The 22864-nt window shown below is 39.7% G+C and carries 18 protein-coding genes and 2 pseudogenes; 12 read left to right on the top strand and 8 right to left on the bottom strand.

Annotated elements, in window-relative coordinates; translation table 11 throughout:
* Positions 1-99 precede the first annotated feature (99 nt).
* A complete protein-coding gene (locus tag ACJAT7_RS03235; RefSeq protein WP_415225357.1) occupies positions 100-693 on the bottom strand; it encodes a CAP domain-containing protein in 594 nt (197 codons plus the stop codon).
* Between the two features lie 628 nt (positions 694-1321).
* On the opposite strand from ACJAT7_RS03235, the gene ilvD reads away from it, so the two are divergent.
* A complete protein-coding gene (gene ilvD / locus ACJAT7_RS03230) occupies positions 1322-3007 on the top strand; it encodes a dihydroxy-acid dehydratase (RefSeq protein WP_415225356.1) in 1686 nt (561 codons plus the stop codon).
* Between the two features lie 28 nt (positions 3008-3035).
* Here ilvD and ACJAT7_RS03225 read toward each other — a convergent pair whose 3' ends face one another.
* From ACJAT7_RS03225 to ACJAT7_RS03215, 3 genes are all read right to left on the bottom strand, one after another.
* Positions 3036-3254 carry a hypothetical protein gene (locus ACJAT7_RS03225; RefSeq protein ID WP_415225355.1) on the bottom strand — a complete coding sequence of 73 codons (219 nt, stop codon included), beginning with the start codon at positions 3252-3254 and terminating at the stop codon, positions 3036-3038.
* Positions 3255-3766: 512 nt separating this feature from the next.
* Entirely contained in the window at positions 3767-4105 is a 339-nt protein-coding gene (locus ACJAT7_RS03220; RefSeq protein ID WP_415225354.1) for a hypothetical protein, read from the bottom strand.
* 1345 nt (positions 4106-5450) lie between these two features.
* Positions 5451-5879, bottom strand: a complete 429-nt coding sequence (locus ACJAT7_RS03215; RefSeq protein WP_415225353.1) for a universal stress protein — start codon at positions 5877-5879, stop codon at positions 5451-5453.
* A gap of 418 nt (positions 5880-6297) precedes the next feature.
* Between ACJAT7_RS03215 and ACJAT7_RS03210 the strand changes: the two genes are divergently transcribed.
* From ACJAT7_RS03210 to ACJAT7_RS03170, 9 genes and pseudogenes are all read left to right on the top strand, one after another.
* Positions 6298-6726, top strand: a complete 429-nt coding sequence (locus ACJAT7_RS03210) for a hypothetical protein (RefSeq protein WP_415225352.1) — start codon at positions 6298-6300, stop codon at positions 6724-6726.
* Between the two features lie 30 nt (positions 6727-6756).
* On the top strand, positions 6757-7290 hold the full coding sequence (locus tag ACJAT7_RS03205; RefSeq protein WP_415225351.1) for a hypothetical protein: 534 nt from the start codon (positions 6757-6759) through the stop codon (positions 7288-7290).
* Positions 7291-7612: 322 nt separating this feature from the next.
* Positions 7613-8035, top strand: coding sequence for a hypothetical protein (locus ACJAT7_RS03200; protein ID WP_415225350.1), 423 nt, complete (start codon positions 7613-7615; stop codon positions 8033-8035).
* A gap of 45 nt (positions 8036-8080) precedes the next feature.
* Complete coding sequence (locus ACJAT7_RS03195; protein ID WP_415225378.1) at positions 8081-8236, top strand: YARHG domain-containing protein; 156 nt, start codon at positions 8081-8083, stop codon at positions 8234-8236.
* A 590-nt stretch (positions 8237-8826) separates the two neighbouring features.
* Positions 8827-9810, top strand: a pseudogene (locus ACJAT7_RS03190) (putative Ig domain-containing protein); the annotation flags it as partial.
* A gap of 207 nt (positions 9811-10017) precedes the next feature.
* Positions 10018-11301: pseudogene (locus ACJAT7_RS03185) on the top strand (endonuclease); the annotation flags it as partial.
* 198 nt (positions 11302-11499) lie between these two features.
* Positions 11500-13731, top strand: coding sequence for a primosomal protein N' (priA, locus tag ACJAT7_RS03180; protein WP_415225349.1), 2232 nt, complete (start codon positions 11500-11502; stop codon positions 13729-13731).
* 589 nt (positions 13732-14320) lie between these two features.
* Positions 14321-14506, top strand: coding sequence for a hypothetical protein (locus ACJAT7_RS03175; RefSeq protein ID WP_415225348.1), 186 nt, complete (start codon positions 14321-14323; stop codon positions 14504-14506).
* A gap of 227 nt (positions 14507-14733) precedes the next feature.
* Positions 14734-14886 (top strand): DUF4389 domain-containing protein, encoded by a 153-nt coding sequence (locus ACJAT7_RS03170; protein WP_415225377.1) that lies wholly within the window; start codon positions 14734-14736, stop codon positions 14884-14886.
* A 97-nt stretch (positions 14887-14983) separates the two neighbouring features.
* On the opposite strand, the gene ACJAT7_RS03165 is transcribed toward ACJAT7_RS03170, so the two are convergent.
* A complete protein-coding gene (locus ACJAT7_RS03165; protein WP_415225347.1) occupies positions 14984-15277 on the bottom strand; it encodes a nitrogen fixation protein NifW in 294 nt (97 codons plus the stop codon).
* Positions 15278-15677: 400 nt separating this feature from the next.
* Here ACJAT7_RS03165 and ACJAT7_RS03160 point away from each other — a divergent pair, with 400 nt between their 5' ends.
* Entirely contained in the window at positions 15678-17165 is a 1488-nt protein-coding gene (locus ACJAT7_RS03160) for an alpha/beta fold hydrolase (protein WP_415225346.1), read from the top strand.
* A 169-nt stretch (positions 17166-17334) separates the two neighbouring features.
* Here ACJAT7_RS03160 and ACJAT7_RS03155 read toward each other — a convergent pair whose 3' ends face one another.
* Positions 17335-19050, bottom strand: coding sequence for a hypothetical protein (locus ACJAT7_RS03155; RefSeq protein WP_415225345.1), 1716 nt, complete (start codon positions 19048-19050; stop codon positions 17335-17337).
* A 648-nt stretch (positions 19051-19698) separates the two neighbouring features.
* On the opposite strand from ACJAT7_RS03155, the gene ACJAT7_RS03150 reads away from it, so the two are divergent.
* Positions 19699-20454 (top strand): substrate-binding periplasmic protein, encoded by a 756-nt coding sequence (locus tag ACJAT7_RS03150; RefSeq protein WP_415225344.1) that lies wholly within the window; start codon positions 19699-19701, stop codon positions 20452-20454.
* A 120-nt stretch (positions 20455-20574) separates the two neighbouring features.
* Here ACJAT7_RS03150 and ACJAT7_RS03145 read toward each other — a convergent pair whose 3' ends face one another.
* Together ACJAT7_RS03145 and ACJAT7_RS03140 are read right to left on the bottom strand one after the other, a co-directional pair.
* Positions 20575-20865 (bottom strand): hypothetical protein, encoded by a 291-nt coding sequence (locus tag ACJAT7_RS03145; protein WP_415225343.1) that lies wholly within the window; start codon positions 20863-20865, stop codon positions 20575-20577.
* 281 nt (positions 20866-21146) lie between these two features.
* The gene (locus tag ACJAT7_RS03140; protein WP_415225342.1) at positions 21147-22853 is read right to left on the bottom strand and encodes an FAD-dependent oxidoreductase; all 1707 of its coding nucleotides are present in this window, start codon (positions 22851-22853) and stop codon (positions 21147-21149) included.
* Between the last annotated feature and the right edge of the window lie 11 nt (positions 22854-22864).

The raw sequence follows: 22864 nt of genomic DNA, 5'->3' as shown, positions 1-22864 counted from the left end.
CACTCTTTGTACCCTTTCCGCTTTAGAAAGCTAACCTGCAAACGCCCTCGCACCCACAGATGACTAAATAGGATCTTTTTGCAGTCATTGCAATTATGGTTAAAACGGTGCAGCGAAAACTTGTGTCCAATAACTACCGTAATATGTCGAGTTATTCGTTACTACAGCGGCAGCCATTTCCGTAAAATTCGCACTCATAATATTTAAGCAGTGACCCGGACTAGATAACCAACCAGCCATCACAGTTGCCACATCTGCCGCCCCTGCGCTAATATTTTCTCCCGCAGAGCGCCAATTATACCCCTGATCACGGATCCGTTGACTCACCTCTTTGCCATCTAATCCGGTATGACTGAAGAAATCATATCTAGCCATATTAGTTGAATGGACAAAGGCCGCCTGTTGTAATTGTTTATTCCAGGTCAGCTCGGCAACGGCCGGCATACTGCGACCTCCACATTTACGTGCTTGCGCGCGCGCCGCATTAACCGCAAACAACATCTCCTGATTAAATATTAATGCTGAGTTTAACGCTGCAGTAGAAGCTGTATCGCTTACCGATATGGGAGCAGGCAGAGGTTTGGCAGCGACCGTTGCCGCTGAAATAACGGTGTTTCCATTGGCGACACCACAGGCTGTAAGTAATAATCCCGCCACACATATTGAGCTAGATCGTAATAACAATAGACGCATAACAACTCAGCCCTCTTTTATTGACGGTACAAACAACCAATAACAAATATACAGAACAGCATAATACCTTCTATCAATTATGGAAAAATAAATAGTTGTGTATTTCCATGCCAGTATCTCTTTTACAACATCGCCGCGCTAAAGCGCAATTGGACTACACTGAAATTGATCATAAGCATATGCGTAAAGCCATTAAATGTAATTTCCTGACCTAATAATCACGTCCAAATCCCTAAAAAGATGGATTAGATTATGACTAAAGCAGCAGAAATAAAGCCAGCAACTCTTGAGTTAATAGCACTAGGGTAAATAATCTCACGGAAGTAATTGAACATGATCAAATCAAATGTGGCTAATAAGCTTTTAAAAAAAGTTGTGAAGGTGTTATTAATTTAGCAAATAAACAAAAAAAAGCCTTCTGAAAGTTATTGAGCAAATAAATGTGCAAGAATGGTCTGATTTATATGCCGAATCGGCATTAAAAACCGTAGAACTAATTAAAGTTCACTTATCAAACTGACTTGTAAAATTTCACGATAAAAATAACGTCGTTGAGTTGGCTTCAAAACGCCTCGGTTACGCCTGTCCGAAGAGTGTTTATCCAATTAAGGTTTCGGAGAAGATAAATATGTCAGAAATAAATAAGTATTCAAAAACAGTTACTTTAGACGAATCACAACCTGCTTCACAAGCCATGCTTTATGCTGTTGGTTTGAAAGAAGAAGATATGAAAAAAGCGCAAGTTGGTATTGTTTCCACAGGATGGGAAGGAAATCCATGCAACATGCACTTAAACGAACTTGCTAAACACGTGAAAAAAAGTGTGCTCGCAGCTGATTTGGTGGGATTAATCTTTCACACCATCGGAGTAAGTGATGGCATTTCAAATGGGACGTCAGGAATGAAGTACTCTTTAGTGTCTCGAGAGGTCATTGCTGATTCTATTGAAACTGTTGTTAGTGCTCAATTTTATGATGCTGTTGTTGCGATCGTTGGATGTGATAAAAACATGCCCGGGGCAATGATGGCTTTGGCCCGTTTAAATCGTCCAGGAATATTGGTTTATGGCGGGTCGGTCAAAGCAGGAAAATGGAAAGGCGAAGACTTGAATATCGTTTCTGCTTTCGAAGCTTATGGAAAAAAATTACAGGGCGTTATCTCCGATGAAGATTATAAGGGGGTGATTCAAAATTCTATCCCGGGTCCTGGTGCTTGTGGTGGAATGTACACCGCAAATACTATGTCTTCAGCGATTGAAGCTTTAGGCATGAGTTTGCCTTACTCTTCATCTAACCCTGCGGTGAGTGATGAGAAAAAAAGAGAATTGACGACAGTGGGTGATGCAATCAAAAACCTGCTGGAAAAAGATATCAAACCAAAAGATATCATGACCAAAAAAGCGTTCGAAAATGCCTTGAGAATTATCATGATTTTAGGAGGCTCTACAAACGCAACTTTGCATATGATTGCAATGGCTCGAGCCTGTGGTGTTGACTTGAGTTTAGATGATTTCCAAAAGATGGCAGATAAAACGCCATTATTGGCAAACTTAAAGCCTTCTGGTGAATACTTAATGCAAGACTTACACGCAATCGGAGGAATCCCTGCAGTAATGAAATACTTATTGGCTGAAGGTTTATTATATGGGGATTGTTTGACCGTAACAGGTAAAACTATTGCCGAAAACTTAGCAGATTTACCTGGCCTTCCGGAAGATCAAGACATTATCAGACCTTTATCTAACCCATTGAAAGCAACTGGACACTTACAAATTCTTTATGGAAACTTGGCTTCTGAAGGTTCAGTTGCAAAAATCACAGGTAAAGAAGGCGAAGTATTCGAAGGTCCAGCAAGAGTTTACGAAGATGAATTTTCAGCAATAAAAGGCATCGGAAAGGAAGTGCAAAAAGGTGAGGTTATCGTTATCCGATATTCAGGCCCCAAAGGTGCTCCTGGCATGCCAGAAATGCTAAAACCAACTTCAGCGGTAATGGGAGCAGGTCTTGGAAAAGATGTGGCATTAATTACAGATGGTAGATTCTCTGGAGGCTCTCACGGTTTTGTGGTTGGACATGTTACTCCTGAGGCATCAGAAGGTGGATTGATTGCATTGGTTAAAAATGGTGACATGATTCGAATTGATGCGGTTACCAATACCTTGGAACTAAAAGTAGATGAGGCTGAAATCGCCAGGCGTAAAGCAGCTTGGATAAAGCCGGCTTACAGAGCGACAAATGGTGTATTAAGAAAGTATATCGCCACAGTAAAATCTGCATCTCTAGGGTGTGTTACCGATGAAATAGACGAACTCTAGTAGCACAGTAATATTGGTTATTAATTCTTTATCTCGGAGACGCTGGAAGCCTCAGTACCTTAAACAGATGGGATGACTGAGGTATCCTAAAGAGTGAAGTTCCGTTGAGCTCTGTTACGGGAAAAAGTTCTGCTGCCTTCGTTTTAGCAACAGGTGAAAGATAAAACTGCAGTATATAACCTTCACCATTGATGCAGCAATATCCGACCAAACAACTATTTTCGTAAAAACTGAAATGCTCTGACATTGTTACAAAACCGAAATATCACATCCCATCGAGTGGCGCGGTTGATTGTGAAAAGTATTGTTTTTTCAGTTTACTAACATCGCCTAATGACTTTATTTTTTTATTTCTAACATGGTTATCCACCTATATATTGATATGAAAATTTGTCTGCAAATAGGCATTTTTCTTATCAAGTACAGCGCAGCTTTCCGATGGGATAAATAGTAGGAGATATGGTGCTTGAAAAATTGAATAAAAACGACAGTTTGTGGGAAGTGATTCAAGCTAACGTAGCTTTAAGGGCACTCGAACAGTGACCTTTTTAGCCTTTATACTCACTACTGAGCGCTTTGGGACACAAAGCACCTTAGAGCTTTTACTCTATTTATCTGTTCAGACAACCCATTTATGCTCGCTTTCTCCCAATACCGAGCGTTGCGCAACAACTTCCCCTTTGTCCCGAACTTGCATATCTATGAAGAAGAAACAGAATGGAAAGAAGGTTATGATGTTTCTACTAGCGTGGTAGCGATTCAATAACGCCATATCCAGTTTGCCTTAATTGCGCCACTTGGCCCATAACTGCGCTGCTTCATCTCTAGAACTGCCCAGCATTCTTTTAATTCATGTTCTACATCGTAAGTAATTTTATAAAATTTATAGACTAAATCGGGATCTCCGTATTCAGAGCTAAAAGGACAGTTTTTTCTTGCTACCAGATCAATACTAATTGTATTTCCGCCTATCGTACTGATTTGCTTATTAATGACATCCATTCGATCTTGTTCTGCCTGTCTGGACATTCTTATTAATATCCATACAGATATCCCTCCAGCTAAAAATGTCAGCAAAAATGCTAGTTGTAAGTTCATACTCAACACCTCCGTATTGATATAAAAGGCGACGCGGTGCCGAATTCAATTCTAATTTATTAGGTATTTATAGTCGCTTTCATATCAATAAGTATAGGCAACATTGATCAGGATCTGATAGGGAGTAGAGCGCTGGCTCACAGTAAAAACAGGTTAGAGGTTTAGCAGAGTAAAATCAGATATTGACTAATTTCTTTATTTTACTAAATAGACGTAAGATCTAATCAAACCTCAGTTGAGCGTTTTTCCCGAAAGCAAGCTTCGCAAATTTGGTCACTGTTTGATGGTTTGTAAATCGCTTTTGGGGCGTTAGCGAGTTATCATTCTGAGGCGCAAAGGGGCACATTGCGCCCTAGAAAGCCACATTCATTCCTAGCATTCCTAGCATTCTTAGCAATTCTTAATTGATTTAAGAATTGCTAAGGAAAGGACCCGATCTATAATTGTATGCACATGAAATAGCGTTTTTGAGTGCAGTTGTCGAGGCTAACTTATCTACCTGTTTTCGTAACTCACTCCAGTGCGCATAGCTCATGAGCTATGTCGATTGCATAAACATAACCAATGACATACCCCACCAAAATTATTTAGCGATTTCGGTTTGTAAGACGGAGGCTAGTTGGTGTTCTGGCTCTTATAAATGTGCATATAGTGTTTTAGTCTAGAGGGTCGTTTTACTAATATACGCAAAGTGCGTACCTCCCTTTTTCAGGAGAAAATTTATAGTGGCGTCATGACTGATTAATAATGGCCATTGATGACTCCCTAAGTCGGAAAGGGCCACATAGCGAGATAGATTATTTACTCTAATATCGTGTGCTTTAATTTATCGGGCTTAATTTCGGGAATTTACAGTATTAAAAATCCAGTCGTTACCGAGATACTCCTCTATCACATGAAAGAAAAAAGTCAGTAGTAGCACCGGAGTTTTACCTGAAAATAAAGCTCTGCCACAACTCAGCTTGTTTGATGACTAATAAACGAAATTTCTTTGTATAAAACGCTCGGCAGAATCTACGCTGGAACGCCCCTGCCAATCGGGTATAAACAGAAATAACATACGGATATTTACGAAAGAGAATATCAAATTCAAATAAGGTTTTGCCGCATCTGAGCATGATGAGATAAAATATCCTGTTCAAATCAACCTTGACTGGACCTTTATTCGTACTCTACTCGGCAAACCAAATTGCATTCATCTGCGCCGTTATAAAATCTCAATGTAGAACAACTATACTTCAATTTTATGCCTCGTATCTAAGTACAATTTTTCATCCTGAAGTAACATGGGTATATATAAAGCACTCATCATTTAACCCATTCGCAAGAGTTAACTATTCAGATATCATTTCTCAAGATAAATAATTAATAAGTCTGTAACAGCTGTATTGACTAATTTACGCGCCGAAGATAATATCCGGCTCCAAAAATCATGATGATGCCCGCAAACTAATAGATCAACTTCCATTTCTTGAACTGTTGCTTTTAATTTTTCATTTAAATCTCCTATTACAACCAAAGTATTTGCAACAGGATAATCCGCCTGTTCAGCTAATTCTTGCAACTCTTTTTGCAATATGGCTTGTTGTTCATCGAGCGGCATGTCCATCTCAACTTTTGTACTGACTCCCCCTCTGCTACTAACAGAATTAACATCAACACAAATAAATGAAAGTTTAGAATTAGCGTCTCTAGCTAACGAGATTGCTTTATTGATCACTACTTCACTGGATTTAGATAAATCAACAGCGACTAATATATGCTTATAGCTCATTGTCTTCCTCCCGATTGGCTCTACCATTATTAATGCGTTTAAAATAAGTCTAGCACCAATATCAAATCTTTCAGTTTGTAGTGGTCAAGTAAACCTGGTCACTGTTTTATGGTTTGTAAGGATCTTTGGGGCACGAAGCGCCTTAGTACATTTTCACTTAATCCTCTAAGAATATGGCCAACTTAACTTAACTAATCCACTACAGTCCATGAATTATGGTACTTACATGGGAAGAGTGTCTCAAATCACTTGTAACAATTTAATTGGCTAATTCCATATTTTTGGAATTAGGTTTGGGTAATATCATACTTTCATTTCGATGTTTTTCGTGTAAATATAATGAATCCGTTTGAGCAAAATAAAAACTTTAGAATACGCTTCTGTTTGTATTATGTCGCATTGATGATGAGAATAAACGATGAAATATCTTTCTTTATTATTAGTCTTTCTACTTACTTCAACTCCTACTCACAGCGCATCTAATCACCTGCTTAAGCATATTGAAGCGCTGAGCCGTGATTATTTTTATATTGATTTTAGTCGAGATACTTCTCACTATAAACATCAGACTGAAGTGGGTGGAGAGCATGAAACTCACTATTTTTTGCTTGGTTTTGAAGCAGATACTTTCATCATTAAAATTCATTCGACGGATAGGGATGTGGGCTATGCTCCACGAGATGATAGCTACAATATTTTGACCGAGCATTGGGATGAAGTAAAGCAATTAAAAGTAATCACAGTGAAGGTTATTGGGCAACAAGCTTGGGTTGATGTGTCATTTTCAGCTCATCCTTTTGCACAGTACAGTCTCGAAGTTGAAAGATTAGACAATTTAGTACGTTAATGAATATTTGAATTTTACTAAGTGAGCACTATGATAAATTATGACCCTTTTTTGCCGTCTGATGACATTAGCGCAGCCGAAGTGCTGGAACTAATAATTAACTATCAATTTATAGAGCCTATCTATCACGCAGATGGCTTTGGTCATTTGCAGGTTGAAACTCCATTTCAAGCAAGTCCTCATAGCATCAGTCGTCTTATTCACTTTATCGAACTAAAGCAACAATGGCCTGATTGTATAAAGTTGTTATCTAGTAAAAGTGAATGCTGGTTGTTGGACTTTTCGGTTGAACTTCAAAAGGAAAATAGTTCAGGTGTGCTCAATTGTTTAGTCAAAATCACTGACTTTTTTGAAGCATCAGACAATCGGATTACCCACCTTCAGAATGTAGCACAATGGCCTTGGCATTCAGACTCTAGCGCATTATTGGAAGATGTGAAAAATACGTTAATTATTATTGAACTGGGTTTACTTAAAGAAGACGGACTAACATCTGAAATAGATTTGTCTATTGTTCGACACTCTCTAGTTGCCTTAGATCAGATTTATGAAAACTTTGAATAAGAGAAACCACTGAGTTTAAAAAACATTACACTTTAATTTTCTAAGACAATAGTTGTGTTTTTCACCCTAAACGTTTCCTGCCCAGTCATATCGGCTACCACAATTTCACCTTTCAACTCGCTTAAGATTAGCTAGCTCATTTTAGCTAATCTTATTCAGCTGCCTTTTAAATGATTTAGTTCAATAAAAAGGCGTCGAATAATCAATATAATCCCCATAGTAGCCATTCAAAAACTTTTATCTCTACGATATTGGACAATAGATGAATTTTCTATCCAGTTTTTTTTGCTAAAATTTAAATCAGATTTATATGGAAATAACGATGAAAAAAATAATACTATCAATTTTTGCATTTTGTTTTTTGGTAAGTACTGCTTCAGCAGGTAAAAATAAAACAGTGAGTACTAAAATAGGCGAAATACCTGACGAGATTCCCTGCACATGTGTTTTCAACAAAAACCGTATGTGGAATCCAGAAAAGATTGTTTGGCTTAATGAGGAATGGGAATGTGCAATTTATGAAGATGATGGCACATGCTCAGCAGTACAGGTAATAAAAATAGCAAAGGACAAAAAAACGAGTATTAAAACAGCTGAAAAAGCTGACGAAGATCCCTGCACATGTGTTTTCAATAAAAACCGTATGTGGAATCCAGAAAAGATTATTTGGAATAATGAAGAATGGGAATGTGCAAATTATAAAGACGATGGGACATGCTCAGCAGTACAAATAGTAAAAATGTAAAAGGACAAAAATACGAGTACAAAGGGAAAGCTTGATAATTATTTAATTGCTGATTCAGCGGTCCGATTGCTCAGTAAAAATGAACTTTTACTAAATAACCCAACTGAACTTAGATTGATGCGTAATGAAATTTTTGCCCGGCATGGTTTCATATTTAAATCTAAAGATTTAAAACGATATTTTTCCCAACGCTCTTGGTAGAAGCCTGATTTTATAAACGTATCATTGTCTTCATTAGAAGCACAAAATGTCCGCCTGATAAAAGCGTTGGAATCAAATAAAATGACGGCATAAGACGGGACCCCAAAACCTTTTTAATAGAAAATATTTGTTGCCCCGTCTTTCCGCATTTAGTCACTGTGAACGCTTCCGGAAACTTCCAAACTCTAGTGGTATTGTAAATTTAATCACGTTCCTAAATGCATCGTAAGAACAATCTAAAGCACTTTTATTTCGCTCGCCATGGGGAAAAGCGAGCGAATATGGAGAGTATTAATTGAGAAAAAGAGTAAGAATTCTAAGTCGCTAACCTCCCAAAACTTTGTGCCATTTCTCCTTTAAGCATCAATTCCTTCGCTCATCACAATGCTATTGCACAGTTAAAGTTCCCACAAGAAAAACAACAGATTCTGTTAGTGTTAAAAAAAAGATGATAATAATTATTATTAAATAGTGATAGCTCACACTCCTTGATTATTCAGAAAGTAAGCTTCAGCGCTCAGTTAACGAACAGCATATTAACTATTAAAAAAATTTACTTGATGAACCATAAAATTTAATTAAAGGAATAAATGATTATGAATAAGACTGGTTTTCTAGCAGCATCGATGGTGATGGCGTTAACGGCCTGTGGCGGATCCACTAGTGACGGAGCCCCCTCCTCTAGTGTAATTGTCACAGCGATAGATGGGTATTTATCAAATGCTGAATTATGGGTAGACGTGAATGATAATCTATCTCTTGATAGTGCAGACATTAAGTTAGACTCGAATACCGATACCTCTGGCAAATTTACTTTACCAAGTGATTACCAAAAACATGCTGTGTTTGTCAAAGCTATTTCTGGCCAAACGATAGATACCACTCGTGGTTTAGTAGAAAGTGATTTTGTTCTCGCAGCTCCAGCAGGCTCTAAAGTCGCTAGCCCTATGACTAACATGGTCGTTGAGCAGTTGGCTGCAAACCCTGATATGACGCAGGTCGAAGCGGAAGAAAACGTAGTTCAATCTGTTACCAATTCAGGTTTAACTGTCTCTTATAAACTTATCTTTGGTGACTACTTAGCGGATAGCTCCCAACAAGCACAAGCTCTTAATGTTATTGGTGAAACCTTGGTTGACCATGCAGGACTTGCAGTTGAGAAACAACTGGAACTTGCTTCTGGCGTGGCTGATGCAACTAAAAATGTTATTGATGACCAAGATGAAAATCTGGACGATTTTTCACCTGCCATTAAAATCCCAGAAACCGGAGCGCTGACTGTTAGTCCAAACACTCGGCCAGTACATAATTTTAACGGTAGCGCTTTAAAGCCGCTCACTCTAAATCGTGATGACGCATGGAATGAATTAAATGCATCACAGTATTTCTCAGATGTTGAACGTGACGCGCTAACTTATAAGTTAAAACAACTCCGAGGTACACTAAACGGGCTAAGCATTGATGCTAACACCGGCATTGTCTCTGGTGACTTAACGTCAGCAATCGCAGGTACCTTCGATTACCAGATTTTTGCGTCAGATAGCCACGCTGCCACTTCTTACCCACTTAATTTTACAGTAACCATTGTAGCGCTAGATAATCCAACACCCGATCCAACACCGGATCCAACACCCGACCCAACACCCGATCCAACACCGGACCCAACACCCGATCCAACACCAGACCCAACACCCGATCCAACACCGGACCCAACACCCGATCCAACACCGGACCCAACACCCGATCCAACACCCGAGCCAACACCAGATGAAAGCAAAAACAATTTACTCCTTAACGGTGATTTTGAAAACTGGACCGCGACAACACCATCGGATTGGACAACAATCGAGAAAGGAATCGCTGTAGTACAAAGCACAGGTACATATAAAACGGGTTTAAGTTCAGCAGAAGTTTCTGTCAATACAGGCTCTCAAGGTGATACCGATTTCCGTCAATCGGTAGATGTCGTTGCTGGAAAAACCTATACCTTTTCAACCTGGATTCGTCACACAGAAGGTGCTGCTAAAGCGCGGCTTTTTGTTGGAGGCTATCAAGGATATTCAGATCCCAACTTAGTAAATGAATGGCAGGAAGTTACATCTACTTATACTGCGAATGATAATTTAAGTATTGAGCTTGGTGTACGTTTTTATGATCTACCGGGATTTGATGGTTCTGAAATCGTTTATCTTGATGATTTGACATTCACTGAGAGCTCAGAAACCCCGACTGATCCTGTTGATCCTGTTGATCCTGTTGATCCTGCAGAGCCTACAGAGCCAGTTCCAGAGTACACAGGTACATATTATGACAGCGCAACGGGTAAAACGGCTTTTGAATTAAAAACCGCCCTATATAATATTGTTAAGAGCCATACTGCAAAAAGTTACGGTGATTTATGGGATTTTATGAGCAGTAACTCATTAGATAGTTATTATGAAAAGGATAATTCAATTTTAGATATGTACTCTGAAAACCCTTCTTCTTCAGATAGCTACAACTACACCCCAGTCACAAATCAATGTGGAAATTACTCGGGAGAAGGTAGCTGTTATAACCGCGAACACTCTTTTCCAAAAAGCTGGTTTGGTGGTAAAGTGGCACCTATGTATACAGATATTCATCATCTTTTTGCAACTGATGGTTATATAAACGGTAAACGTGGCAACTACCCATATGGTGAAGTTGGCACGGCTTCTTTTACATCCACAAATGGCAGCAAATTGGGCGAAGCATCGACTGGTTTGGGATATACAGGCACTGTCTTTGAACCTATAGATGAATTTAAAGGTGATTTTGCAAGAGCCCATTTTTATATGGCTACACGTTACCAAGATATTATTGCCGGCTGGGAAAAGAACTCTGAGAGTTCGGACGCAGTACTAAATGGCAGTGCTGATCAAGCATTTGAACCTTGGGTAATTGTTATGCTAAAGCGCTGGAATGAAAATGATCCGGTCAGTCAAAAAGAGATCGCTCGTAATCAAGCGGCTTATCTGTATCAGGGCAACCGCAACCCGTTTGTCGATCACCCCGAATATGTAAATGAAATTTGGGCTGATTAATAGAGTCAGATAAAAAGAGAATACTTGCCTTTTACCTCAACAGGTAAAAGGCAAGTTCAATAACACCACGGCCTGTCCCTGGGACAAATATAAAATAAAATTTAAAAAATAATAGCGCACCTTTTTCCCCTCATTTATTTAAGTCGCCCACTCTAAAACACGTTACAATAGATTTTTTATTCGCTGCCAATTAAAACTATGAACCAAGCTATCATCTGCCGTGTCGCATTAGCGATTCCGCTGCATAAACAGTTCGATTACTTATTGCCAAATTATCTGCTTAAAACAGATATAAATAACCTGGTTGGATGCCGTGTACGTGTCCCTTTCGGCGGTAAAAGGCAGCTGATCGGCGTGATTTGTGAAGTTAACCCACACTGTGATTACGCCATAGATAAATTAAAAAAGATCACCCAGTTAATTGATCAAACAGGATTACTCGATAACAACCTCTGGTCACTACTACGCTGGGCCGCCTTTTATTATCAGCACCCTTTTGGCGATGTTTTTCAGCAGGCGATCCCCTCTTTATTGCGCCAAGGTAAAGAAACAAACTTTAAAGGCAGCGAGCATTGGCAGCTCTCCGGTAAAGTATTCACCTTAACCGACTTTAACAAAGCTAAAAAACAGCAGCAGGCTCTCTCTTTATTGCAGGAAAAAAGATTATCCGCAGCGCAATTAAAAGCGCACAACATTAGTCGCCCGACACTAAAAACTTTACAGGAAAATGGGTTAATCGAAGCGATTGAACTGCAGCCAGATTGTGATTTAACCTGGCAGGACTCCTTTTCAGAAAGTACACAAAAACCGACTTTAACCGCGCAGCAGGCGATTGCGATCAGCTGCGTGATCCAGCAGATAGATGCCTTCAACTGTTTTTTACTAGAGGGGATAACAGGTAGCGGTAAAACCGAGGTTTATCTCAATATATTAAAACCGGTTCTGCAGGCGGGTAAGCAGGTGCTTGTTATAGTGCCTGAAATAGGCTTAACGCCACAAACCATACAACGTTTTCAGGCGCGTTTTAATGTGCCTATTTACCTCAAGCACTCCGCATTAAATGCGCGCGAGCAGTTAGATACCTGGTTACATGCCAAGCAAGGCAGCGGCGCCATTATTATCGGTACGCGCAGTGCCATATTCAGTGATTTTAAAAATTTAGGGCTGATCATTATTGATGAAGAGCACGATGGCTCGTTTAAACAGCAAGATGGTTTTCGCTATCATGCGCGCGACTTTGCCATTAAACGTGCCTTTCAAGAAAACATTCCGATTGTTTTAGGCTCCGCCACCCCTTCTCTGGAAAGCCTGCACAATGCACTGCAGGGTAAATATCAACATCTGCACCTGACCGAGCGCCCCGGTAACGCAACCCCACCGAGCAGCAGCTTAATTAACCTGGCAGGCTTGCCGCTAAAATCGGGGTTATCCCCACAACTGATTGAGCTGATGGGCAAACATCTCGCTAAAAACAATCAGGTGATTCTATTTTTAAATCGCCGCGGCTATGCGCCAGTGTTGATGTGTCATGAATGCGGCTGGCTGGTGAAATGCCCGCGCTGTGATGCTTTTTATACTTACCACAAATCAGCTAATTACCTGCATTGTCACCACTGCACCTCTACCCTGCCAGTGCCGCATCAATGTAATGATTGCGGTTCAACGCAGTTAATTGCAACGGGTGTGGGTACCGAGCAGTTAGAAGAGACACTCAATACGCTTTTCCCGGATCACCCGACCGTACGTATTGACCGTGATAATACCCGTAAAAAAGAGAGTTTTAATACCTATTTAAGCGATATTAATAAAGGCAAGTACAAGATCCTGCTCGGCACACAGATGCTCGCGAAAGGCCATCACTTCCCCGATGTCACCTTAGTGGCACTGATCGATGTCGATGGCGCACTGTTTTGTAATGATTACCGTGCCAGTGAACGATTGGCCCAGCTATTTACTCAAGTAGCGGGACGCGCCGGACGGGCGGAGAAAAAAGGACAAGTTGTTTTACAAACACATCATCCTGACCACAGTTTATTGCAGGATCTTATCAATAACGGTTATCTGGAATTTTCAAGAAGTGCACTGCAGGAGCGTATTTTAGCGCAATTGCCGCCCAGTTCATTTCAGGCGCTGCTACGCTGTGAGTCGGACAACGCCACACAGGCGGAGAATTTTCTCTCCTTATGCAAACAGATTCTAGAGCAGATTAAAGCAAACCATAGCAGCGCTGAGCAGTTATTGCTTTTAGGACCGATTCCGGCATCAATGGAGCGGCGCGCCGGTAAATATCGCTTTCAACTGTTACTGCAAAGTCAGCAGCGAGCATCGATAACAAACGTTTTGCAGCAGGCACTGGTTAAATTCGATAGCCTTCCCGAAGGGCGTAAGGTGAGATGGTCAATAGATGTCGATCCTATTGATTTTGTCTAAGCGAAAAAATGGGCCGATTTACTTATCTAAATATCTGTCTTGCCAGTCCGGTGCATAATGCACATTGAAAATGAACGCTTATTTTAATCTCTTTGTGATCATTTGGAATTGTCGTGTTTACGCCATAAACACAACAATTGTTCCTCTTTGCACATGACCCAAGTTGAATTTTCAAAATTTAATTTATTAATAAACATAAAAGTACAACTAACGCATTGTCTGCAGTAATTAATTTGCAATTGCGAGGCGCAGAGGGAGTGGCTTTAAATGGGCTAGCGCTTACGCTTTTTTGTTAGCTAAAAGGCAAGCAACTGGCGGCTTACAGCCATTAATGTTAAGAGAGTGCACTGGCTTATTTTCCTGTGGCAAGCGGTCAACAAAAACGCCCAGAAGGTGATAAGCAAGCAAATTGCCACAGTGCTAACAAAAATAGCATCCAAGATTATTTTATTGACGATTTGGCATCAATAATGCGGTATATCAATGCTACTATATATAAATTAACATTAATTACAGTAGCTAGAGAACAGAAAATGATAACCATTTTTTATCGACTACAAAGATTTTATGCGCAGCGGAGTATTACAGCATGAACAAAAAAAGAAGCTTCACCACACTTAAAACCCCATTACTGAATGATTGTACTAACCATTTAGCCCTTCAAGTTGAACGCTCTAGTACGGGGAAAAAAACGCAGCAAAAAAAGAGGAATGGATCATGTGAATCACCAATAGCGGATATTGTAACTTATGAATTTATTCGCGGTTATAACTAGAAACGATTGATTTTTTAAGACTATTTTTCAGCTGTTTACTGGTTCTTTATGGATGCAAACTCAAGACTTGTATCCGCTAGCGCTGCATATACTATATTGCCCAAAAAGTCAGACTGGTTATCTACAACTTTGATAGACTAAAGTTGCAACAGACTGAAAATGTTAGTGTAAATTATTAAAAAAATCTGTTTATAGAGATCTCTATAAGTGCAGATGAATAGTGCACCCTGCTGTTATCTGCTCTAGCACTCTTCAAGTTCTTGCATACGCTGTTCGCTGCGCGCGCCAATTTGAAGGTTCCATATTTTGGCAAAGCGCCAGGTCCCTACCTCAAAAAAACTGCCCAATTCGTTTCTTACAACGAGGATACTAAGCATTGACCTTTCGCGCCCTCAGAGACAGATCAATAACAGCCAGATAACCGGACGCTCAAACACTATGGTCAGGAGTAAAGGGAGTCGATACGGTGAATCGTATTTAGCGCCGCTCACAAGTTGTGCAACCGCGGCATGCAGAGCGGCTCTGTTTATCTAAGCGCCCGCGTTGAATTTTACAATAGGCTTGTTTTAACGCACGTCGTCCCGAAAACCAATCATCAGCTCGCCCGAGTATCAGATTGCCCTTAAAACGTTTACTTAATTCCTTACCGTACTGCTTAATAAAAGAACTATCAAAGCCGATTTCAAAATAGATTAATGCTTGCTCAATCGTTGTAAAACTATCAAGTTTATTTTGTAAGCTATTTTTATGACAACGTTGAACCACGAGCACTGCCCCTCATTGCATTTGATTAGATAAATAGCGAGTGCTAGTAGCATAATGCAATCACAGGTAAGAGTCTTGATTTATGCGTTAATATTATTATAAACGCCTAGCCATTTTACTAATCCACTTCCCTATGCAGATATCGAGTCAGCAGCAGTAACAGAGCGGTGAATGACGTTTCCATGCAGAGTATAGAAACGAGAGTGGTTCCTGCTTTTATCTGTTAATCCATACTTACTGCACAATAAACATAAATTGTTGAAAATCAACGCGAAACCTTATTGATGATTTAATGACGCAGTGACACAATGCCGTCACAAAATCAAAAAACACATAAAAATAAATCACAGTAATTGGGTGCAAATTCGTATTGGCTGCAATTTTCATTTTAAAATAAGGGATTAATATGTTTCGTTCTATTTTAGCAATAACACTCACGGGTATACTTTTCGGTTGTGGCGGAGGCGACGGCGGAGGTGGCGATAAAAGTTTTTCAGGGCAGGGACAAACGAGTGATACTTGCCCTGATTCTATGCAGTGTGATTTTTTTACTGCGCCTAAAGACTATAACAATGATAATAGCGAAACAGTGAAAATCTATTACGGCATCCATAAAGCCACCGACATTGAAAATCGTATTGGTATTTTAGTGTTTAACTATGGCGGACCCGGTGGTGAAGCGGTGGGCAGCACCGATTGGATGATAAATAATAGTTTACCGCCAGAGATATTGGCACGTTTTGATGTAATAGGCATGGATCCGCGTGGTACTGGGCAAAGTGCTTTTGCAGAAGAGTTAACAGATTGCGCTGTCGCTCAGTCTAACAACAATGGTAACTGTGATAATGTGTTTGCCGATGTCGCGCCATATCTGGGCAGTAATAGTGTTGTCAAAGATCTCGATCAATTACGAGTGCTATTAGGCGAAGAAAAACTTAACTTTTTCGGCTACTCCTACGGTACGCGTTTAGGCGCATTATACGCCAACATGTACCCTGAAAATGTACGCGCCATTGTCTTAGATTCACCCATGTCTCCTGATGAAGCTAACAACTTTGAATTCATAAAAGGCAAGATTACAGGCTTTGATCTGGTTGTTGATTACCGCTTAGGGTTTGATACAGCCTATAAATCGCAATATATATATGTGTTTAATAAGATCGTTGATACCGGGTACTATACAGCGGGAGATGGCGTCACTTTATCTTCTGAAGAAGCTTACCAAGCACTTACTGCAACCTCTGGACGAGAAAAAACGGCTAATTGGTCAATGATTAAAACCGGTGTGTTTGAATTACTGGAGAATAACAATGCCCAACAGCTAAAGGAGCAGATTCCAAATATCGATTACCCAGAAACAACAACTGATGATTTACGCTCTAGTATGTTATTGAAAGCTGTCCTGTGTACCGATGAAGCAAGCCCGCTTAGCAATAATGAAATAATTGCTAGGCAATCTGAGTTTCAAGCCATTTCCACGCTGTTTACACCTTGGGCTAAATATTGGTCAGAAATGTGTGCCGACTGGCCTAATCAGCAGGATCCCATAGCCGTTGTGGAAGAGATGGAGAGTGTCTTAACCGGACAACAAATATTAATTATTGCCGGTAAATATGATACCAATACGCCCTATTTCTGGGGAACTGAGATGGCTGTAAGTTTTGGTGAACTCGCAAGTGTGATAACCGTTGATAATTTAGCCGATCATGCGTTTAGTTACACAGGCATTAACTGTGTCGATAAAAACACCACGCAATATTTATTAGATCCCACAGCTGAAATTGCAGACGAGACATGTTCAGGCGCAATACTTAACAAAAATCGCAGTTTAGCTCTTAAAGCCAGTCAACATCCTGCAAAACGCATAAACAGAAGAAGAGTTCAACCACGATAGTTTAAACAAGCCAGATCAAAGCAAGCCCAGCCAATAGTTGGGTTTGTTTTAATCAAATAGCAGTAATGCCAGTAGCACAAATAACTGCGACCCATTGTCTAAGTGTTCAGCATTAGCACCTCTGCTGGAAACAAGATTCAATAGATGTTCATCCCCTTGTTTGCATCAGTTAAAAAAAACTTTCTGCCAAAATAGCGAGTATTACAATTATTAATAAAAAATATGAATTGGCCAGAAACAGTCTTTCTTTTAACTGCCACAGACGGATAAATAGTGCAGAGGGTTTAAGTTTATTTTCTGTTTTTAATTGCGAAAACAGATAGTCATTTAATTGCTTTTTATTAAATAAACGCTGCCTTATATTGCCAAAAGGAAGTGCTAGTTTTTCGCTAATTAGATAACCACTGCTGTAGTGAACGGCAGAAAAGTCGGCCTCTTGCCTTTCCCCCCTCACCTGCAGATATAACCTATCTCCCTGCACGCCTAATTTTAATGTTAAAAAATAGGTGAAGAGATAAACGTACATTGCTGCGACCATTATATAAACAATCATGCTACCAAGAATGAGTTCAATAAAAATAGGTGAGGTTTGAAAAAGCACCAGCAATAATAAGATCGGCACTAAAAAAAGACTACCGAGCAGATACAGCTTTCTTTTATGCTTCACCACATTATTGGTTAACCAAAACACCTCATTACCTCTGTATTTCTCTTTGCCTGTTTGCTGCGCGCTTGCAATCAATTTATCTGTTGGATCTTTTATGCTGTTTGTGAAAATAGCGACACTCTCTTCTTTTTCTAATAACCAGGCAGCAACAAGACCCAATATAAAGGTTAAAGCAAATCCCAGTAGTCCATAGTGAGAAAGAACTGTACCTTCAGCGATCTGCTGATCTCTGGCTGCCAGTAATTTATCGAGCTGCGGCAATTGAAACAGGCCTAAACTTTCCCCCTGCAGGTTTAACTGTTCAATGCGAGCCGAAATAAAGTCTGCAACCCAAAGTTTGTTTTGCCAAACAATTAAAGCGGTAGGATCTTGGCTACATTGTAAAATCGCCTGAGTAAGTGGCTTCCCCGTTAAAGAGTATTGCTGAATAAGCCCCGCCGACATTGTATGATCTGCAATATTCACCCAAAGGGAATTTTCGGCATAGGTAAATTGGTGAGGCCAACGATTTTCAATGCCAGGCTCTGTGATAAAACTGGCAGTTTGATCAGCAAAATCAGCAGTTGTTGCTTGAACGGCAACAAGACGGTGATGGTTGGTATCTGCAATCCATAACTGCCCGTTTAATAATGAGATTTGATTGGGAAATTTATATTTCCCATCCCCTTTAACCGATAGGATCTCACCCACTGAGCTGATTTTGTAGAGCTTATGTGCGCTCGTATCCGCTAAATATAAACTATCGTCTGAGCTATCAATGGTAACTCTAAAGCTTCGACTTAATAGAGGTAGATTTATCCCGAATGGCTGACAGGTTTGCATGCTTAACTGGCAGCGGTAAAAGCCATCATCCCCCATTTTATGGAACTGATTAATCTGCGTTTTTTTAGTTAAACGCAGATACTGTTGGAGGTTTTCCAGTAAGCTAAGAGGTTTATTGCGATGGTAAATTAACAGATCGCCATTTGAGAAAAAGTCATAATCACCAGCAGCACTCAGCTGTAAACTATTCAGGTCAAGCTGCTTAACTAAGCGCTCATCGGGGGCAATCCAAAATAGTTGTTGCCCATATTGAATAACAAGCTGCCCTTGCTGCTGTTTAAAAAAACCAAGATCATCGACATTATAACGCGTACTGTTACCGACTTGCCAAATTACAAAACTGCACAGCGCCGCAATAACAATCAATACTGCGGCAATTAATGAACGCCCTTTCATCACCAATCCCTATAATAAATAGATAATAAAATAACAGAGTAGATATCTTTTTGTCGCCATCTAAGCGGTTATTGTGAACTTATCATTATATTTCACAATTTTTTATAGCAGTGAAGTTGTAGACCTATTTATTTAGCAACTCGCTTTCAGGAATTGGGAAGATCCGTTTGAACTAACCGTTTAAACGGTTATCTATTAGCAGTGAAAATTTTAAGCCCATAGATAATTTTAATATTATTGCTATCCACAAATATCATCTCAATTGATTCCATTTTTTTTCAATGCCCTCTTATCAACTCATTGTGAGCAGAGTTAATCTTTGTCTTGTTACACAAGCAGCAGCGTGATTGATATTTCCCCACTTATAGCGAGGTGTAACAGGAATCGCCTTTGATTTTTATATAACCAATTATTGACACGCAGAGTTGAAAGGTTATAAAATTATAAAATCTCACATTTTAATATAAAAACCAATAACTTGAAGTTGTTTTGAGAGAAAAAACATAACCAGTGGTGTTACTAACAAGGTTCAGAGTGTTCAACTGGGCGTTAGTTTATGGTTTTTTTAGCATATAAAGTTAACAAGGATCGACTTTTATGAGCGTATCGGTATATAAATCAAATAAAATAATAACCACATTAATAGCAATGACTTTTATAATTATTTTTCAATGCAATAGGTCTCAGGCAGCTTCTTTACCCAAAGAGATAAAGCTAGTCAGTGCCCCTTGGGTAAACGGCGCGCGCGATGATGGCACGGGAATTTACTGGGATATAATGCGCTTAGTCTACGAACCAATCGGTATAAAAGTTGAATATAACACCACAGATTATGCTCGTAGCATTGCTTTAGTAAAGCAGGGGGAAATGGATGCTTGGCTCGGTTCCTATCTTGATGAGGAAGAAAATGTTATTTATCCCAAATGGCATTTTGACGCCGATGTTGTGGTCGCTCTTTATAAAAAATCACCTGACTTCCAATGGCTAGGGGAAAATAGTCTTGCAGGAAAAAATATCGGCTGGATAAAAGGCTACAACTATCATAAATACATCGATACCCAGTTCAATAATAAAGAATTTAAAACGCGCGAAGAAGCCATAGAATTATTAGAAAACGGTCAACTAGATTTTTTCTTAGAAGCTCAGATAGAAGTGAAAGATGAGATAAAAAAAGGCTCTTTAGATTCGACAAAATTTGAATACAATACTTTGATGAACTTGAATATTTTTCCAGCTTTTTCCGATAACGCGAGAGGGTTGCAGTTACAGAAGATATTTGATGCACGTTTCGCAAAATTGCTTAAGTCTGGTGAAATAAAGAAACTTTTTGATAAATGGAATTGGCCAATATATCCATTCACAATACTCTGTAACTATGCCTCGACCTCAATGGTCAGCTGTTAGATGTTAGATGTTAGATGTTCCCATTGAATCCAATAAAGGCCACCAGTCGTCTATAAAAAATTACAAAACAACGCTAAAAGGGCTAATAACTATTAATCATTAGCCCTAAAAATTAAACCGCTATTTTTTCGGTAAATGTTGTTTTGCTTTTTCATATAATTCCTTCATTTTATCAATGGAAGAATTGACCCCTTTTGCAAATTCATGCTCACTATTTTCTGCTGAAGATTTAAGTTTTTCCAATTTTACGCGCGCATTTAATAGTTCGTTATCAAGTGTTTTTAAATGCGGTCTCAATGCTGTCTGTATCTCCTTCTCAGCTAAGTCCATTTGTACTTTAGCTTCATCTACTTTGGTTTGCCATGCTGCCAATTCGTTTTTTAATTTTGTGATTAATGATTGTTTATCCATGATTAATTCCTTTTCCTGATAATTTACTTTCTGGCTATATATTAATAATGATAGACGCAGTTGAAATTCAACTAAGCATACTTGCATGGCTGTCATCAGTATTAATAAAAAGTATAGAGAAAATCAATTTTTTTGCCAAAAAATCGAAACAGAATTTATGGATAAATTATACGGAACACTCTCCTTGGAGTGCGCTGGTAGATAGAATTGATTTTTATAAAAACAACAAAAAAGGGAGCCGTTAAGTTGCTCCCTTATATTAAGTTATACAGCCCTACTATCTATGCCTTTGCGAACTTATATGTTCGATAACCTCCAATCAGGTTACACGCTTTGTAACCATTATTGATAAGTTGACGATAAGCCACATGGCCACGTAGACCAACCTGACAGTAAACTACTATCTCTTTATCTTTTGGTAGTTCATCCATGCGTTGACGAAGTTCATCAACAGGAATATTAATCGCACCGGCAATATACCCCACTTGTTCTAGTTCATTAGGATTACGCACGTCAAGTAGAAGCTGCTTATCTGTTAGGTTATCCACCGCATCAAAATGGATTGGCCGTACATCACCTTTCATCAGGTTACACGCCACATATGCGGCTTGGTTGATCACATCTCGGGCACTGCCATATGGCGGTGCATAAGTCAGTTCAAGGTGTTGCAGTTGGTCAACCGTCATACCTGCTCGTTGAGCAACAGCCATGATGTCAATTCGTTTATCGATACCATCTTTTCCAGCGGCTTGAGCACCTAATATTTTGCCTGTTTTAGGCTCAAAAAGCATTTTAAACGATACAATCTCTGCGCCCGGATAATAACTAGCGTGGCTAGCAGTATGTACATACACCTTCTCAAACTCGATCCCTTCACGTTTAAGTTGTTTCTCATTCTTGCCAGTTGCGGCCACTGCCAAGTCAAAAATCTTACAGATTGCAGTCCCCTGTGTGCCTTGATAGGTTTCTTGGCGATCAAACATATTATCAGCCGCCATGCGTCCTTGACGGTTTGCAGGCCCTGCCAGCGGAACTATTGTTTGCTTTCCTGTTATGAAATCAAATTCTTCAACCGCATCACCCACCGCGTATATAGAAGCGTCGCTAGTTTGCATACTAACGGTCGTCCAAATACCACCGAGATCCCCAATTTTAAGACCTGCATCGGATGCAAGTTTGGTTTCAGGACGGACACCAATCGCCATAATTAAGATATCACTCTTTAATGATTCTCCATTGCTTAGCGATAGGTTCAAATGACCGTTAATGTGCTGGTGATGAGTACTTTCACCCGATTCAAAGCTTGCCATATGAGTTTCTGGGACATACTCAACGGCAGATAATGCCTGCCCAAGACGTAAGTCAACACCCTGGCTGCGAATTTCAGCATGAGCAAAGCCAGCCATTTCTCTGTCAACTGGCGCCATCACCTGATCGGCAAGCTCTAGCAAGGTAGTTTTAATGCCTATTTGATGAAACGCTTCCATCATTTCCAGGCCGATAAAACCGCCACCAACCACTGTTGCGTGTTCAACATTATTGGTTTTGATGGTCTGAAGGATACGATCCATATCTGGAATATTACGAAGCGAGTGTGTTAATGGATTATCGATTCCTGGAATTGGCGGAACGATAGGACCTGATCCTGGGCTAAGTAGCAAGAAATCGTAGCTTTCCGAGTATTCACTGCCGTCCACTAAATTTTTAACAGTGACTGACTTTTCCTGTCGATTAATACTTATCACCTCGTTCATAATACGAACATCAACATTGAAACGCGCCAAGAAACTTTCAGGAGTTTGTAGAATAAGGTTACTACGATCTGGAATATCACCACCGATGTGATAAGGAAGGCCACAATTAGCAAACGAAATGAAAGAACCACGTTCAAACATAATTATTTCAGCGTCTTCGCTTAAACGACGTGCGCGAGCAGCTGCTGATGCGCCGCCGGCAACGCCGCCAACAATTAAGATTTTTTTAGACATTGTTTTCCCCA

It is taken from the genome of Psychromonas sp. (assembly GCF_047632995.1).
Taxonomy (GTDB): domain Bacteria; phylum Pseudomonadota; class Gammaproteobacteria; order Enterobacterales; family Psychromonadaceae; genus Psychromonas.
The sequence above is the reverse complement of the archived record's forward strand: the minus strand, read 5'-3'. Positions and strand labels throughout refer to the sequence as shown.